This window comes from Acrocarpospora macrocephala (assembly GCF_009687865.1).
Taxonomy (GTDB): domain Bacteria; phylum Actinomycetota; class Actinomycetes; order Streptosporangiales; family Streptosporangiaceae; genus Acrocarpospora; species Acrocarpospora macrocephala.
The window spans coordinates 1-14,953 of the sequence record NZ_BLAE01000023.1; the positions used below are offsets into that span (position 1 = coordinate 1).

The 14,953-nt window shown below is 68.6% G+C and carries 9 protein-coding genes; 6 read left to right on the plus strand and 3 right to left on the minus strand.

The genetic code is table 11. From position 1 onward, the window contains the following. The first annotated feature begins 1,577 nt into the window (after positions 1 to 1,577). The 3 genes from Amac_RS20600 (at position 1,578) to Amac_RS20610 (ending at position 4,125) form a co-directional block, all read left to right on the plus strand. Positions 1,578 to 2,576 carry a hypothetical protein gene (locus tag Amac_RS20600; protein ID WP_155356015.1) on the plus strand — a complete coding sequence of 333 codons (999 nt, stop codon included), beginning with the start codon at positions 1,578 to 1,580 and terminating at the stop codon, positions 2,574 to 2,576. A gap of 233 nt (positions 2,577 to 2,809) precedes the next feature. Then, positions 2,810 to 3,925, plus strand: coding sequence for an inorganic phosphate transporter (locus Amac_RS20605; protein WP_246268524.1), 1,116 nt, complete (start codon positions 2,810 to 2,812; stop codon positions 3,923 to 3,925). Further along, positions 3,922 to 4,125, plus strand: coding sequence for a hypothetical protein (locus Amac_RS20610; RefSeq protein ID WP_155356017.1), 204 nt, complete (start codon positions 3,922 to 3,924; stop codon positions 4,123 to 4,125). Before Amac_RS20605 ends, Amac_RS20610 begins: the two co-directional genes overlap by 4 nt. Before the next feature lies 1 nt (position 4,126). Here the strand turns inward: Amac_RS20610 and Amac_RS20615 are convergent, their stop codons facing one another. Together Amac_RS20615 and Amac_RS20620 are read right to left on the minus strand one after the other, a co-directional pair. Continuing rightward, positions 4,127 to 7,078 (minus strand): bifunctional [glutamine synthetase] adenylyltransferase/[glutamine synthetase]-adenylyl-L-tyrosine phosphorylase, encoded by a 2,952-nt coding sequence (locus Amac_RS20615; RefSeq protein WP_155356128.1) that lies wholly within the window; start codon positions 7,076 to 7,078, stop codon positions 4,127 to 4,129. 188 nt (positions 7,079 to 7,266) lie between these two features. Beyond that, positions 7,267 to 7,983, minus strand: a complete 717-nt coding sequence (locus Amac_RS20620; protein WP_155356018.1) for a type 1 glutamine amidotransferase — start codon at positions 7,981 to 7,983, stop codon at positions 7,267 to 7,269. Between the two features lie 63 nt (positions 7,984 to 8,046). Between Amac_RS20620 and Amac_RS20625 the strand changes: the two genes are divergently transcribed. From Amac_RS20625 to Amac_RS20635, 3 genes are all read left to right on the plus strand, one after another. After that, positions 8,047 to 8,958, plus strand: coding sequence for an alpha/beta fold hydrolase (locus Amac_RS20625; RefSeq protein WP_246268525.1), 912 nt, complete (start codon positions 8,047 to 8,049; stop codon positions 8,956 to 8,958). 39 nt (positions 8,959 to 8,997) lie between these two features. After that, positions 8,998 to 9,621 (plus strand): hypothetical protein, encoded by a 624-nt coding sequence (locus Amac_RS20630; protein WP_155356019.1) that lies wholly within the window; start codon positions 8,998 to 9,000, stop codon positions 9,619 to 9,621. A 100-nt stretch (positions 9,622 to 9,721) separates the two neighbouring features. Further along, positions 9,722 to 10,399, plus strand: coding sequence for an RES family NAD+ phosphorylase (locus Amac_RS20635; RefSeq protein ID WP_155356020.1), 678 nt, complete (start codon positions 9,722 to 9,724; stop codon positions 10,397 to 10,399). Here Amac_RS20635 and Amac_RS20640 read toward each other — a convergent pair. After that, positions 10,377 to 14,900, minus strand: a complete 4,524-nt coding sequence (locus Amac_RS20640; protein ID WP_155356021.1) for a CHAT domain-containing tetratricopeptide repeat protein — start codon at positions 14,898 to 14,900, stop codon at positions 10,377 to 10,379. The genes Amac_RS20635 and Amac_RS20640 overlap by 23 nt on opposite strands. Positions 14,901 to 14,953 lie beyond the last annotated feature (53 nt).

Consider the following 14,953-nt stretch of genomic DNA (forward strand, 5'->3'; position numbering starts at 1 on the left):
CGGCACCACCGACCTGGACCTTCTCGCCCCCGCCTGCACCTGGCCCAACCGCGACAAAGCAACCCACCCCGACCGCTACCGCACCCGCCGCAACCACGACGGCACCTGGACCCTCCTCTACCACGGCAAAAGCCGCTTCGCCGGACGGTTCCGGCGCTGAAACCGGACCGGCACGAGAGCGCCACCCACCCAGGCCGGGAACCCAGGGGGTTGAGGGAGTTCTCCGATCCTGAGACAGCCGGAGAAGCGTCGATCCTGGCCGCCATGCGTAGCCACGCGATCGGCGCGCCACCATGCGTAGCTACGCGATCGGCGCGCTACGCCTGCTGAACTTCACCAACATCGCCGAAGGCACCCGCTGGGCACGCGACGACTTCCACAACCCGCTCATCGCCCTCGGCCTCACAAGGTGAGAATTCCTTCGACCCTGGGTACCAACCCGAGCTTGTTCCTGAGGCTTTCGGTGGCTGCGAAATACAAGGCGTCCCAGGTCTGGATGGTTTGGAGAGCTGATTTGTTGAAATCGTTGCGGGTTGGCGGTGGACGGTGTATCAACGACGCGGGTGATCACTTTGGTTTCGTATTATGTCGACCTTGCCATCGGTCTCATTCTTGCCTTTCTGTTGCTGTCGCTTCTGGTCAGCGGGCTGAATGAAGGTCTTGTCCGGCTGCTCGGGATCCGTAGTAAATTCCTGTGGGCCTATCTGCGTGACACGCTCGATGGTGGCGAGGTCGTGGAGAAGGTCCCGGGTGTTCTGCGGTGGCTGGATGCCCGGCTCAAGGGCTTCAGCCGGTTCAGCAGAAGGCTGCGCAGCGCGCTCGCCGATCTTCTGCCACCCCCGAAGCTGATCCGCTCACGCTTGCCCGCGACCCTTCTTGGCGTCTTCGCGAAACTCCCCTTCGGCAAGGACCCGCGCCCCGCCTTCAGCCCTTACCCGGCCCCCGTCCACAGCCCACCCCTGGCCGCGGCCGCCGACTCCCTCGTCGCCGCAGAGGTCAAAGCCGCAGAATCATTGGCAGGTTCAGCAGGAACAGCCGGTTCAGCAGGAACAGGAGACCTGGCAGGGACGACGGAGGCACCCGGAGCGACAGGCACCCCAGCAACAGCCGGAACAATGGGGACGCCGGAGCCCACGGTATCGGACGGATCTGCGGGGGCATCTGAAGCGGCGGGAACAGCAGGGGCGACAGGGACGGAAGAGTCCATCAGACCAGCCGTAACGATGGAATCACCCTTAGCGGCTGAAATGGCAGGAACACCAGGAGCGGCAGGCGCCACGGCTGGAACGATAGGAACGGCGGAGTTCACCGGATCGGACGGACCCACGGGCACGCCCGGAGTGGCGGGAACGGCGGAATCCACCAGAGCAGACGCAACGGCGGAATCACCCTTGGCGGCGGGAACGGCGGGGACACCGGACTCCACGGGACTGGACGGAACGGCGGGGGAACACGGGTCGGGAGCGGCAGGGGCAGCTGGATCGGTGGGCATGGGCGGGTCGACAGGCACTGTGCTACCGTCGGAGATCTTGATCGCTAGTTCGCCTGCCGACCAAACGCTCCGTTCCCTTGGGATCGTGGATTCGTCGCAGGCCGCTGGCGGCGGGCTCGCCGGGGCGGTTGTGGGCTCGGCCGTCGATTCGGCGCATGGTGCGGAGCATGCCGATCCGCGGGAGCACGGTGAATCCCTTACCGACCTGCTGCATGAGCGCCTTCAGGAAATCGACGAGGCCAAGCACGGCAAAACGACCATCGCTGAGATCCCGCCGTCACGCTTCTCTGTGGCTCTGCTGGAAATAGCCTCCGACCGTGGGGGCATCGAACCTCTGCTCAGCCAACTCCAAAGACTCAAGAGTCCGCTCTACCGCCCCATGGCCGCCATCTGGGAAAAATCCGGCGGCACCCTCCCATCCCTGACTCCTGTGCCGCCAACACCGGCTGTAATCACACCACCGGCGTCCGCTCGTACCCCTTTCACCGACTCCGGCGTGCCGACGCCCGGCACGGCAACCGCGCCTGGCGAGGTGGCCACTGCCAGCGCGGTCGACATGGAAGCGTTCCGCAAGGGCGTCGAGGACTGGTTCGACGGCGAGATGACACGGCTCACGCTGCTCTACCGCAGATATGTCCGATGGGCGGTCGGCGTCCTCAGCCTGCTGGTCACGCTTCTGTTCAGCATGGACGCCTTGGAATACGGCAAGACCCTGCTCAACGACAACGCCTACCGGAGCGCGGTGGCCGCCTTCGCCGATCAGGGCGAACAGGCTCTCGCCCCCATCAAGGCGCAGTGCGAACCCGACAAGGACATCTACACCTGCGTCACCGAAGTCCTCAGCACCCCCGCCTTCGTCAAGATCTTCGCGCACGCTCCCGTCAGCGCCACCATCCCCCCATCCGGCAGCCCCGCCTGGACCTGGCGCGGCGGCGACTGGTGGGACCGCCTGGTAACCCCCAGCCACTGGCCGGGCTTCCTCCTCACCCTCGTCGCCCTCCTATTCGGCGCCCCTTTCTGGTGGGACATGTTCCGCCGGGTGACAGGCCTGAAATCCCGCTCCACCACCTCCACCACGAAGTAGCCCTCCACGCGGAGGCGGCTCGGCGCGGGCAGACACCGTGGACCAAGGGAGGGCGAGCGCGGGCGGATATCGGAGGCAAGGGGGAGGGTGCAAAGGAGAGGTCATAGGGGGTGAGATCTTCGTGGGGGTCGGTTGTATGGGGGTGTTTGGGGGGTGATATTTCGGGCTGGTGATCCCCTGGCCGCATATTTCGGGGCTGGGGTGCCAAGTAGGGCGGTATGGATGTTGGGGGCGTGCTGCTGGTGGTTGTGGTCGTCACGGCGTTGTCCTTTGACTTCACCAATGGGGTTCATGACACGGCGAACGCCATGGCGACGTCGATCGCGACGGGGGCGTTGCGGCCGAAGGTGGCGGTGGGGTTGTCGGCGGTGTTGAACTTCGCGGGGGCGTTTCTGTCGTTGAAGGTGGCGGCGACGATCGCGACGGGAATCGTGGAGACGGGGGCGATCACGCTTACCGTGGTGTTCGCGGGGTTGATCGGGGGGCTCGCCTGGAATCTGTTGACCTGGTATTTCGGGATTCCGTCGAGCTCGTCGCATGCGCTGATCGGCGGGGTGGTGGGGGCGACGCTGATCGCGGCGGGGGCTTCGGCGGTCAAGGGGAAGGAGCTGGTCTCGCACGTGCTGATCCCGGCCGTGCTCGCCCCGCTGACGGCGATCGTAGTGGCCACCCTCGGCACCTTCCTCGTGTACGTCATCACCAGAAGAGTCCCGGAAGGCATCCGGAGCCGGGGGTTCAGGCTGGGGCAGATCGGATCCGCGTCGCTGGTCTCGCTGGCGCACGGAACCAACGACGCGCAGAAGACCATGGGCGTCATCACGCTCGCGCTGATCACCGGTGGGGTGATCAGGCCGGACGCGGGGGTGCCGTTCTGGGTGATCGTGGCCAGTGCGACCTCGATCTCGCTGGGCACGTATCTGGGTGGCTGGCGAGTGATCCGTACCTTGGGCAAGGGCCTGACGGAGATCGAGACGCCGCAGGGATTCGCGGCCGAGAGCTCCTCGGCGGCGGTGATCTTCTCCTCGTCGCACTTCGGGTTCCCGCTGTCCACCACCCAGGTGTGCGCCGGTTCGGTGATCGGCGCCGGTCTCGGGAAGCGGCTGGCCGAGGTCCGCTGGGGGGTCGCCGCCCGGATGGGCGTGGCCTGGCTGATCACCCTCCCGGCGGCCGCGCTGGTCGGCGCGCTGGCCTGGGCGAGCGCGAACGGCATCGGCGGCAGCCTGGGCGTGCTCACGGTCTTCTGCGTCTCCGCCATGCTGTCCGGCGGCCTCTATCTGTTGTCCCGCCGCGCCCCGGTCAACGCCGGCAACGTCAACGACAAGTGGACCGCGAAGGAGCGGTCGGCATGAACGACTGGCTCGACCTGGCCGCCCTGGGGCGCGTTCTCGTCGCCTCCTTGGTGGCGGGCGCGGGCCTGGTCGCCGTGTTCTCCCTGGCCCTCGTCGGCTTGTCCGCCGGGAAGGTCATCGGCCGTGCCGGAGCGGGCGTGTGCCTGTTGGTGGTCGTGGCGGGTGTCGTCCTCGGCCTGCACGTGATGCTGCAGAAGTGACTCAATCCTCGTAGAACACCCGCTCGACGACGAGGCGGGCGCGGCGGGTGGCGCGGCGGTAGTCGTCGATGAAGTCCTCGGAGCCGTCGGGCGGGTAGCCCAGGGTGCGGGAGATGAGGGCGCGTTCCTTGACCAGGCCGGGGATGCTGTCGGCGGCGCGCCCGCGGACCAGCATGATGGCGTCGCGGACGCGGGAGGCGAAGCGCCAGGCGTCGACGAGGGTGGTCTCGTCGCCGGGGTCGAGCAGGCCGGCGGCGACGGCGGCACGCAGGGTGTTCAGGGTGGTGGTGGTGCGCAGGGCGGGGACGCGCCCGGCGTGCCGGAGCTGGAGCAGCTGGGCGACCCATTCCACGTCGGAGAGGCCGCCGCGGCCGAGTTTGGTGTGCAGGGTGGGGTCGGCGCCGCGCGGGAGACGCTCGGCCTCCATCCGGGCCTTGAGCTTGCGGATCTGGAGCACGGCTTCGGCGGAGATGCCGTCGGCGGGGTAGCGGAGCGGGTCGATGAGGTCGACGAACTCGGCGCCGAGGGCGGGGTCGCCGGCGCAGAAGCGGGCGCGCAGCAGGGCCTGAGCTTCCCAGTGGGAGGACCAGCGGTCGTAGTAGGCGCGGTAGGAGGACAGCGTCCGTACCAGAGGGCCTTGGCGGCCTTCGGGGCGCAGGCCCGCGTCGACGCCGAGGGGCGGGTCGGGGGCGGGGAGGGAGAGCAGGCGGCGCAGTTCCTCGGCTACGGCGCGGGCGGCGTCGGTGGCGTCCTTCTCCTCGGCGCCGGGGATCGGGGAGTGCACGAACATGACGTCGGCGTCGCTGCTGTAGGAGCATTCGAAGCCGCCGAGGCGGCCCATCGCGATGACCGCGATCCGGGTGGGGAACTCGCCGCGGCGTTCCACCGCGACCTTGTTGATGGCGGCGTCCAGGGCGCCCTGGATGGTGACGTCGTTGAGCGCGGACAACGCCTGGCCCACGGTTTCGATGTCGATGTAGCCGGCCAGGTCCGCGCCTGCCGTACGGAAGAGTTCGCGGCGGCGGAGGGCGCGGATGGAGGCGACGGCGGTTTCGGCGTCGGAGCCGTGGCGGGCGACGGTGGCGGCGATCTCGGCGTGCAGCGCCTCGACGGGGCGGACGGCGAGGTCGGTGGCGGAGCCGAGCATGGCGACCGCGTCGGGAGCGTGCAGCAGCAGGCCGGTGATGTAGCGGCTGGTGCCGAGCAGGAGGGCGAGTTGCTCGGCGACGGCGGTCTCGTCGCGGAGCAGGCGCAGATACCACGGCGTGGTGCCGAGTTTGTCGCTGATCTGGCGGAAGCCGAGCAGTCCGGCGTCGGGGTCGGGGGCGTTGGCGAACCAGCCGAGCATGACCGGGAGCAGGGTCCGCTGGATCGCGGCGCGGCGGGAGACGCCGCTGGTCAGCGCGCTGATGTGGCGCAGCGCCCCGGCCGGGTCGGCGTAGCCGAGGGCTTCCAGGCGGGCTTGGGCGGCGGTGGTGGACAGGCGGGTCTCCTCGGAAGGGAGCCGGGCGGCGGCCTGGAGCAGCGGGCGGTAGAAGAGCTTCTCGTGCAGTCGCCGTACTTCGAGGGCGTGCCGCTTCCAGGTGGTCGTGAACTGGCCGACCGGATCGGTCGCCATGCCGAGGCCGCGCCCGATCCGGCGCAGGTCGGCGACGTCCGACGGCACCATGTGGGTACGGCGCAGCCGGTGCAGCTGGATCAGATGCTCGACCTGCCGGAGGAACGTGTACGCCTCCGCCAGCGCCTTCGCATCCTCCCGCCCGACATATCCCCCACGGGACAGCGCGGCCAGCGCCGACAGGGTGGCCCGGCGGCGCAGCAGCGGATCCGAGCGCCCGTGCACGAGCTGCAGCAGCTGCACCGCGAACTCGATGTCCCGCAGCCCGCCGGGCCCGAGCTTGATCTGCCGTTCCGCCTCGCTGACCCGCACGTGCGCCTCGACCCGGCGGCGCATGGCCTGCACGTCCTCGACGAAGTTGTCGCGCGCGGCGGCCTGCCACACCATCGCGTTGACGGCCTCGACGTAGACGCCGCCGAGCTCCAGGTCACCCGCGACCGGGCGGGCCTTCAGCAGCGCCTGGAACTCCCACGTCTTGGCCCAGCGGCGGTAGTACGCGAGATGGCTGTCCAGCGTCCGGACCAGGGGTCCCAGCTTGCCCTCGGGGCGCAGGTTGGCGTCCACCTCCCAGAGCGCGCCCTCGGGCGTGGTGGTGGAGCAGGCCCGCATCATGCTCTGGGCCAGCCGGGTGGCGACCTGGAGGGCGCGGGTCTCCTCGACGCCCTCCTTCGGCTCGGCCACGAAGATCACGTCCACGTCGGAGATGTAGTTGAGCTCGCGCGCGCCGCACTTGCCCATCCCGATCACCGCGAGCCGCACGTCGAGCGCCTCGGGCACCTCGGCCCTGGCGATGGCCAGCCCGGCCTCCAGCGCGGCGCCGGCCAGGTCGGCCAGCTCGGCGGCGGTCCCGGCCAGGGTGATCTCGCCGGTCACGTCCCGCCCGGCCAGGTCCAGCAGCCTGCCCCGGTAGGCGGCGCGCAGCGCGTCCATGGCGGCGGTCCCCGGCAGTCCTGCGACCGGTTCCGGCAGGTACGCGTCCGCCCCGACCGCGAACAGCAGCTCGTCGCGGGCGCTCAACGGGTCCTCGTGCTCGTGGCGGCGCAGCTGCTCCGGGTGGCGGACCGCGTGGTCGCCGAGGGCTGCGCTGAGGCCGAAGACGGCGATCATGCGGTGCCGGAGCGCGGGGTCGGCGCGGAAGCTTCCGAGCACGCTCGGATCGCGCTCGACCAGCCGGTTCAGGGCGGTCAGCGCCAGATCCGGGTCGGCCGCGGCGATCAGATCCGCGAGCAGGTCGAGATCGCCGACCGCCTCCGGTCCGAGTTCGTCCAGCAGCCGTTCGGCCCTGGCCCCGTCGGCGAAGCCGAGTCGGGCCAGGCGCCCGGCCGTGGTCTGCATCCGGGACGCGGTGTTCACCGCCCCTTCCTCCGCCTCGATGTCCGCGACGTCAACTCGCAACTAATCTTCCTTCTCGGAGAGAACCACTCCAACATGGCGCGCCCCGTTAACGCCATGTCGTTGACTTCGCACACGGTAACTCGCCGCCTTGTGCGCGTCGTTAGCGGTTTCTGTCCGTAATCAGGTCATCACGCGGTTTGGCCACGCACCCGCGTGGCGTGCTCGGCCACGACGGCGGCGAATGCCTCCGCGAGCGGGCGCCAATGGGCCTGCAATCGTGACCTGGCGGCGTCGACCTGGGAATTCAACTCGCTGACTGGATGACCGGTCAAGCCGGTCGTCCATTCGCGGAAAATGTCCGGAGTGGCCTCCGGGTGGAACTGGACCGCCCACGCATTGTCGCCGAGGCGATATGCCTGATTCGGGTAGGCGTCGCCGGTCGCCAGTAATACCGCTTGTTCCGGCAATGTGGTCATCGCGTCGTAGTGGTATTGCACCGCGACCGACTCGGGCGCTGCCACGCCCGCGAAGAGCCGGTCGGCGCGGGCCTCCGGCAGCAGGTGAATCGTGCCCGCGCCGATCTCCAGGCCGGGTGCGCCGCGGCGCACCTCGCCGCCGCAGGCGAGCGTCATGAGCTGGGCGCCGAGGCAGATGCCGAGCACGGGCGCGCCGTCGTCGACGGTGGTCTTGATCAGGTCGCGGGTGGCAGGCAGCCAGGGATACTCCTCGTCGTCCCACGCGGAGGCCGCGCCGCCGAGCACGAGCAGCCCGTCCCGCGCTCGATCGGGTACGGGTTCCCCCAGGTAGGGCCGTACGACCAGGGTTTCCACCCCGGCCAGCCACGCCGCGAAATAGCCGAGCCCGGCTTCTGCTTCATGCTCAATCACGACAACGCGCGCATCCATGGACAGATCATAAGGAAAGGCTCGACCCAGGGTCAGGGGCGGTGTCCTTTAGGTTGTCCGGGAATGCCCAGTATCGTCGAACGGACGATCGATCGTGAGGAGACGGCCATGGAGTTCGACCGCGTACCCGTGCCCGGTGGCGACCTGCGGATCGCGCGGTTCGGGAGCGGGCCCCGGCTGATCATCGCGGTGCACGGGATCACCGCGTCGCTGATGGCCTGGCAGCGGGTCGGGTCGTCGTTGCCGGCGGAGTGGTCCATGGTGGCCATGGATCTGCGCGGGCGGGGGCACAGCGCGGGCGTTTCCGGGCCGTACGGGCTGCGCCGGCATGCCGAGGATGTCGAGCGGGTGGCGGAGTATGTGGGGGCGGATGAGACGAGCGTGCTCACCGGGCATTCGATGGGGGCGTATGTGGCGGTGCTGCACGCGGTCGAGCGGCAGTATGCCCGGACTGTTCTGGTCGATGGTGGCCTGCCGTTGCCGCTTCCGCCGGATATTTCGGCAGATGATCTGCTGGAGCTGAGTCTGGGTCCGGCGATCGCCCGGTTGAGCCAGACGTTCGCCGATGTCGAGGCGTATGTCGGGTTCTTTAAGGAGCATCCCGCGCTGGCGGACTGGACCGCGGCGATGGAGGACTATGTGCGTTATGACGCGCTCGAGATCGAGGGTGGGGTGCGGTCGCGCGTGCGGGAGGACGCGGTTCGCACCGACGGGCGTCAGCTGCTCACCGAAGGGGAGGCGATCGGCGCGGCGCTGCGTGCGATCAAGTCGCCGCTGCATCTGCTCAGGGCTCCGCGCGGGCTGCTGAACCAGGAGATCGGGCTGATCCCCGACGCGCTGGCCGAATCCTGGACCGCCCAGCTGCCGGGGCTGCGCGACGAGGTGGTTCCGGACTGCAATCACTACACGATCGCGTTCCATGACCGGTGTGTCCGGGTTGTGGTCGATCGGTTGACTCTTGACCCAGCTATATAATTCCGGAATTGATATTGTTTATCTGGTATAAGTTCTGGTGTGGCGAGTGATCCGGAACTCATCAGCCTGTTGCTCGATCATCTGGAGGATGTCCGCGGCCGGTTGAGCGCTCCCCGGCGGGCGCGCCTCGACGGGCTCATCAAGGACCTTCAGGACGCGGGCGGCGATACCGCCGCCATCGGCGAACTGGCCGTCGAGCTGCGGATCGAGCTCCAGCTGGCCGGGCTGCCCGAAGACCATCCGGTACGGCGTGCGCTCCCCACCGGGTCCCGGCTGAATCCGGCGTTTCCGGTTGTCGACTGGGGCGATGTGATCGCGCGGCTGCAGCCGGAAGATCTGCGCAGGGTGATTCATCGAAAGCTGCTGGCGGCTCCGGCGTATCGGCTGGATGAGGTGGAGGGACACGACGATCCCGATCTCATCCGGCTGGAGCGGGCGGATGGGGTTGTGCAGGTGCCCGCCTTCCAGTTCAGGGAGCGGCGGCCGCGGGCGCTGGTGTTGCGGATCAATCGGTTGCTGGAGGCTGATGAGGATCCGTGGGGGGTCGCGGGGTGGTGGCTGGGGCCGAACGCCTGGCTGGGGAGTGTTCCGGCTGAACTGCTGGATCAGCCGAGGGAGCCGGATCTGATGCTGGCGGCCCGCGCGCTCGTGGAGGGGCCGTGATGCCGGTTCCGGCGCCGCCGGCGCGTTGCGCTGAACCGCTGGATCAGCTCAGGGAGCCAGATCTGATGCTGGCGGCCCGCGCGCTCGCCGAGGGGCCCTGATGCCGGTTCCGGCGCCGCCGGCGCGTTGTCCGAATTCGCCGCGATCTCAGGTGATTCCGGCGGGTACCCGGCTGTGGCGGGTGCATGGCGCCGAGCTTTCCGCGGCGTCGTTCAATCCCACGCAGACCGATCCGCATTGGGGTGGTGGCCGCTTCGACAGTACGAAGCTTTGCGAACCGCCCTATTCCTACCTTTACGCGGCGCATGATCCGGGCACCGCGCTCGCTGAGACGGTGATGCGGGACATTCCGTTCTCCGATCGTGGCCACTGTTCCGTGCCACGTAAGGCGATCAAGGGGCGGATGTTGTCGCAGATCGAGCTTGTCCGGGATGTCACCGTGCTTGAGCTGGTCAAACCTGATGATTTCACGGGGGTGTGCGCGAAGATCTCACTGATTCGGGCCGATGCCGCGGAGTATGGGCTGACTCGACGCTGGGCGGACTGGCTGCGCCGGAACCAGGCGTGGGCGGAGGGGTTTCGCTGGCAGTCCAATCCGAGCACGACCAATTTGGTGTTGGTCTTCTTCGGCGATCGCTGCGACAACGGCGACGCCGTTCGCCACGTGGCTGGGAGCGGTGTCCTCCTGGATGACCCTGGCTACCTGGACGAACTGAACAAATCTCTTCGTCCGTATGGTGGCTACGTGCATCCCCTCAGGAAACGCCCTGGTGGGTGAACGCGGCCCAGATCGCCGGATCCGCGAAGTCCAGCTCCCCGATCACCTCGACAAGCTCCTGGGCAAGGTCGTCCGGCACCCGCCGCCCCGGATCCAACATCCACCGCTGCGCCCGGGCAAGGGCCATGCTCGGCTCCCCCTCACCCAGGAAACGATGAAATATCACCATAAAGACAGCTGTGCGGACATTGTCATCGATTGCCCATCTTGATCCGACAACTCCCCGGGCACCCGCCGCGAGGAACGCCGTGGCCAGGGTCAATGCCTCATCGTGATCCCCGTCCGACAAGTCACTAGTACAAGCGGACAGCACCACAAGCCCACCCCCCACCCCACCACCCCGGCCAAGCACCCGCTGCACCGGAACCTTCTCCCCATCAGCCACTTCCAACGCCGAATCCGCCGAAATCACCGAAGACCGGGCATGCCCCGCGAAGTGCACCACCGAATACCCACCCCCGACAACATCGAGCACCGCCTCCGCCGTAGCGGCCGGCACATCGCGACTACGCAACCACTTCCCCAGCCGAACGGCTCCGGGGTATTCGTGTTCAAAGAGCCGCGCACACTCCCACATGGCCCAGGCAAGATCAGGACTAGAAATCAACACAGGCGCCTGACGCGGCGGCAACACCGGCCGAGCCGCAGCCGCGACCAACTGCCTGGCGGACGCCACATACGAGATCGTCGCCCGCTGACACGCATACACCCGCCCGACATTTGCCGAAATTTCCCCAATCGGCTTGGGAGCGGGATCTCTACGCGAGTGGGGTGCAGATGCGCGACCAGCAAAGTGGGCTGGATCCGGAGAGACAAGATCGGCATTCCCCCCAGACAGATGCCCAGCATCTTCGGACACGGCACCGGCAATCCCACCGGGCACGCGCACCGCATCCCCCGACGCAACACCGGCGGCCCCGCCTGACAAAAGCCCGGCATCGCCAGACACAGCACCGGCAATCCCACCAGGCACGCGGGCCGCATGCCAAGGGACGATTCCGAGGGTTCCTCCTGGGACCAGGACGATGGACGGTTCGTCTTCGTTGATTTCCTTGAGGATTGTCGTCATCGCTGCTTCGCCGGCCCAGTCGCAGAGGTCGGTCAGTGCCTGGCGCCACCTGAGTTCGGCCCCGGAAACCCCGTTGACCAGCTCGTTCTGGGCGCGCTGGTAACGGTCAACGGGGCTGTTGCGGCCAGCGTCGAGTTGCGGCAGAACGGTCGTCGTGACCGTTCCGTTCGCCAGGACGGTCAGTGCCCTGCCTGGTCCGAATTCGCTGCGAGGGAGGAGATAGACCAAGGCGTGGCGGTTGGCTTCGCGGAGGGTTTGCGCGATTTCCGCTGGGCCTGGTGGGGTGAGGAGCGCGGCCAGAGAGGTGTCTTCGATGGCGGCGAGGACGCGGTGCCGGAGGTCGCCGGGAATCATCAGGCCGGGGGTTCTGATCCGGCCTTCGGGGCCGAGTTCGACGGCGGCGGTTTCCCAGGGGCACGTGGACGTCTCGGTGCTCAGGTGGGCTTGCCATTCTTCGGCCAGGGAGTCGTGGCCTTGGTCGCGGAGTAGAGCGGGAAGGGCGTCCGCGGCGGTGGCGGAGTGCAGGACCATGGCGCGGCCGAGTTCGAGGGCCTCGATCGCCGCTTCCGGCCAGCCATCGGCGAGAGCCCAGTGCACGGTTTCCAGGGTGTCGTCGCGGGCGGCCTTGGACATGGCCAAGCCACGTTCCGCGCCGGTCTGCAGGAGCACGTCGGCGAGGCGTTCACGGAGCGCGCGCAACCCGGTGTCGACAGCGCGAGGGTCGCCTTTGAGGCGGTATGCCTGGGCGAGGTCCACGAGCAGGATGGGGTAGACGCCATCCAGCGGACCGGTTCTCCGGTCCCGGATGACCGCTTCCAGATGAGCGATGCCCTGGTCCAGATCCCCTCGCTGCCCTCGAATACGGGACCGCTGGATGAGCGCGCTGCCCAGAACGTAGCGATGCGCCCCGGTTTCTCCCACGTAGCTGTCCGGGGCGGCGACAACCTCGGTGAGGGTCTGGATGCCCTGATCGAGCAGACGCCGATCACCAGCGGTCAGGCCCTTCATGACGGCAGCCAGCCCAGCCTGCCCACGCAACGCTCGCCCATAAAGCCCATCAGCACCAAATCCAGAACCAAACACTGACCCAGAACCGGAGCCCAACCCGGCCCACGAACCAACCGACCCCGATTCCAAGCCAACCGACCCCGGCTGAGCCGATCCCAACCCAGAACTGGACTCCGACCGAGCCGACCCCGACCCCGAACTGGACTCCGACCGAGCCGACTCCGACCCCGAACCAACCGACCTCCACCCCGACGAAGCCGCCCCCAGCCCGGAATCGGAGCCCGAGCCAACCGAACCCGAGTGAGCCGACCCCGACCCAGAACCAACCGAACCCGAGTGAGCCGGTCCCGACCCAGAACCGGACTGCGACCGAGCCGACCCTGACCCCGAACCAACCGACCTCCACCCCGACGAAGCCGCCCCCAGCCCGGAATCGGAGCCCGAGCCAACCGAACCCGAACGAGCCGACCCGAGCCCAGATCCGAGCCCGGACCCGGCTGCCATCAATTGGTCGAGGGCGGTCGAGATCGTTCGGGGATCGCCGCTGGTCAGGCCGTGTACTCCATGGGCCCAGGCTCGGAGGGAATTGACCATGGGCAGTTCCGGATGTCCGGGTGGTGTCAGTGCGCCGATTCGGTCCAGGTCGGCGATCATTTGGGCGGCGGTTCGCGGGTTCTGTCGTTGGAGGTAGTGGTTGAAGCGCACCAGGACGCGTAGTAGCCACGCCGCCCGGCGGTCGAGCGTGCCTGGGGCGTACTCGGGGGTGTTCATGGCCGCCAGGATGGTGTCGACCTCGTCGAGGTAGTGCCCGGCCGCGTCGAGGAGTGCGAGGTCGCGGGTCGTGCCGTACCGGTCGGTCATGGCGGACGCGGCGATGAAGAGGAGCGGGACCCGCAGGGGATCTTCGGGGCGGTAGGCGTCGATGGCCTGGCGGAGGTGGGTGATGCCCTGGTCGTAGTCGGGGCCGGAGCTGTTCCTGGCCGCGCGGGCCACGTGGGCGCTGCCGAGCACGACGTGCACGGAGGCGGCGTCGATCCCGAGGCCGGCGGGGTCGATCATGGCGGGCAGGTCGGTGAGCACACGGTCGAGGTCGGCGCCCATGGGATCCACGCGCAATGTGGTCAGCACCGCGCCGGACAGCAGCACGAAGGTGCGGGCCCGGAGCGGGTTGCCTTCGGGCATCTCGGTGATGGCGGTCACCAGCAGCTCCACGGCCTCCTCGCAGTCACGCTTCACCGCGAAGGCCGCTCCCCGCTGCCCGATGGCCGCGCCGAGCCGGCTGAGCAGCCACGGCCGCAGCATGTGCCCTTCGGGCAGTTCCGCCAGAGCGACCCTCAGCTCCTCGATGCGCGCGTCCAGCTTCTCGCCCGCCCCCAGAACCGGATCCATCTCCTCCTGAAGCACGGCCGACAAGCCGACCATCTCGGTCCGCCGCGGATCATCGGCCGGAAGCCGATCCGCCATGGCTCGCACGGTGGCCGTGGCCTGAAGCGAATCCCCGCCGTTGATCCCGGCCTCGGCGAGCACGACCATCGACAACAACGCCGCGACGTCCTGATTGCCGGGACTCAGCTCGGCGGCACGTTCCAAATGCACCCGCGCCTCCACGATCCGGTCAACGTTGGCCGGCAGATTCATCGCCTCCGTCGCCCGCACCGCCATCCCTAGATCGAACTCCCCAGGCGGCGGCGCGAACCCACGTAATAGCAGCTCCCCCAGATACCCGTGCGCCCGGGCCTCCAGCGGCGTCCCGGCCACCTCAGGCTCGGCGAGCGTGCGCCGCACCCAGTCGGCGGCGGTGTCGGCGTCGCCGCGGGTGTCGTACGACAAAGCCAGGTTGCGCCCCAGCTCGACCCGCAAGCCGTCATCCTCGACGAGCCCGTGCGCCGAAGCCATCAGTTCGATGGCCCGATCGATCTCTCCGGGGGAGGACGTCAACGCCCGGAACCCGACCGCAAGCCCGAGCCTGGCCCGGACCTCCGGATCGTCCTGAAGATCGAGAAGCTCCTCCAGGCAGGCGATGATCCGGCCCAGCGGCCGGGGCGCGGGCTGGTCGCCCTCCTGCGTCAGATACTCGATCGCCAGCTGATACAGCAACTCCCCCCGGCCCTCGTCGCCGGGCGGCAGCAGCGTGAGCGCCTCCTCCAGGTAGCCGGTCGCGTGCGCCCCATCGGCCGGATCCTGGGTGAGCGCGAACGAGCACGACCGCGCCAGCCCGGCCAGTTGCAGCGCGCCCGCGTCCCGATCCCGCGCCAGGATCCATTCGGCGTGCTCCAGCAACTCCCGCACATCCGCCGGTTCCAGGTCCTCGGTCTCGGCGAGCAGATCCACCAGCGCCCAGGCCAGCTCCCACCGCCACACACCCTCGTCGGCCGTCCCCCGCCGCACCCGCAGAGCCGCGACCCGCGCCGCGAATTCACTCACCGTTCCGCCCTCCCGAGATAGAGCGAACTCTAGTCCTCCCTCCCCCCAAAGGC

Excerpts from the sequence above, each read along its gene's own strand:
- Amac_RS20610 (WP_155356017.1), top strand. The coding sequence starts at position 3,922 with ATGAACGACTGGCTCGACCTGGCCGCCCTGGGGCGCGTTCTCGTCGCC.
- Amac_RS20615 (WP_155356128.1), bottom strand. The coding sequence starts at position 7,078 with ATGCAGACCACGGCCGGGCGCCTGGCCCGACTCGGCTTCGCCGACGGG.
- Amac_RS20620 (WP_155356018.1), bottom strand. The coding sequence starts at position 7,983 with ATGGATGCGCGCGTTGTCGTGATTGAGCATGAAGCAGAAGCCGGGCTC.
- Amac_RS20625 (WP_246268525.1), top strand. The coding sequence starts at position 8,047 with ATGCCCAGTATCGTCGAACGGACGATCGATCGTGAGGAGACGGCCATG.
- Amac_RS20635 (WP_155356020.1), top strand. The coding sequence starts at position 9,722 with ATGCCGGTTCCGGCGCCGCCGGCGCGTTGTCCGAATTCGCCGCGATCT.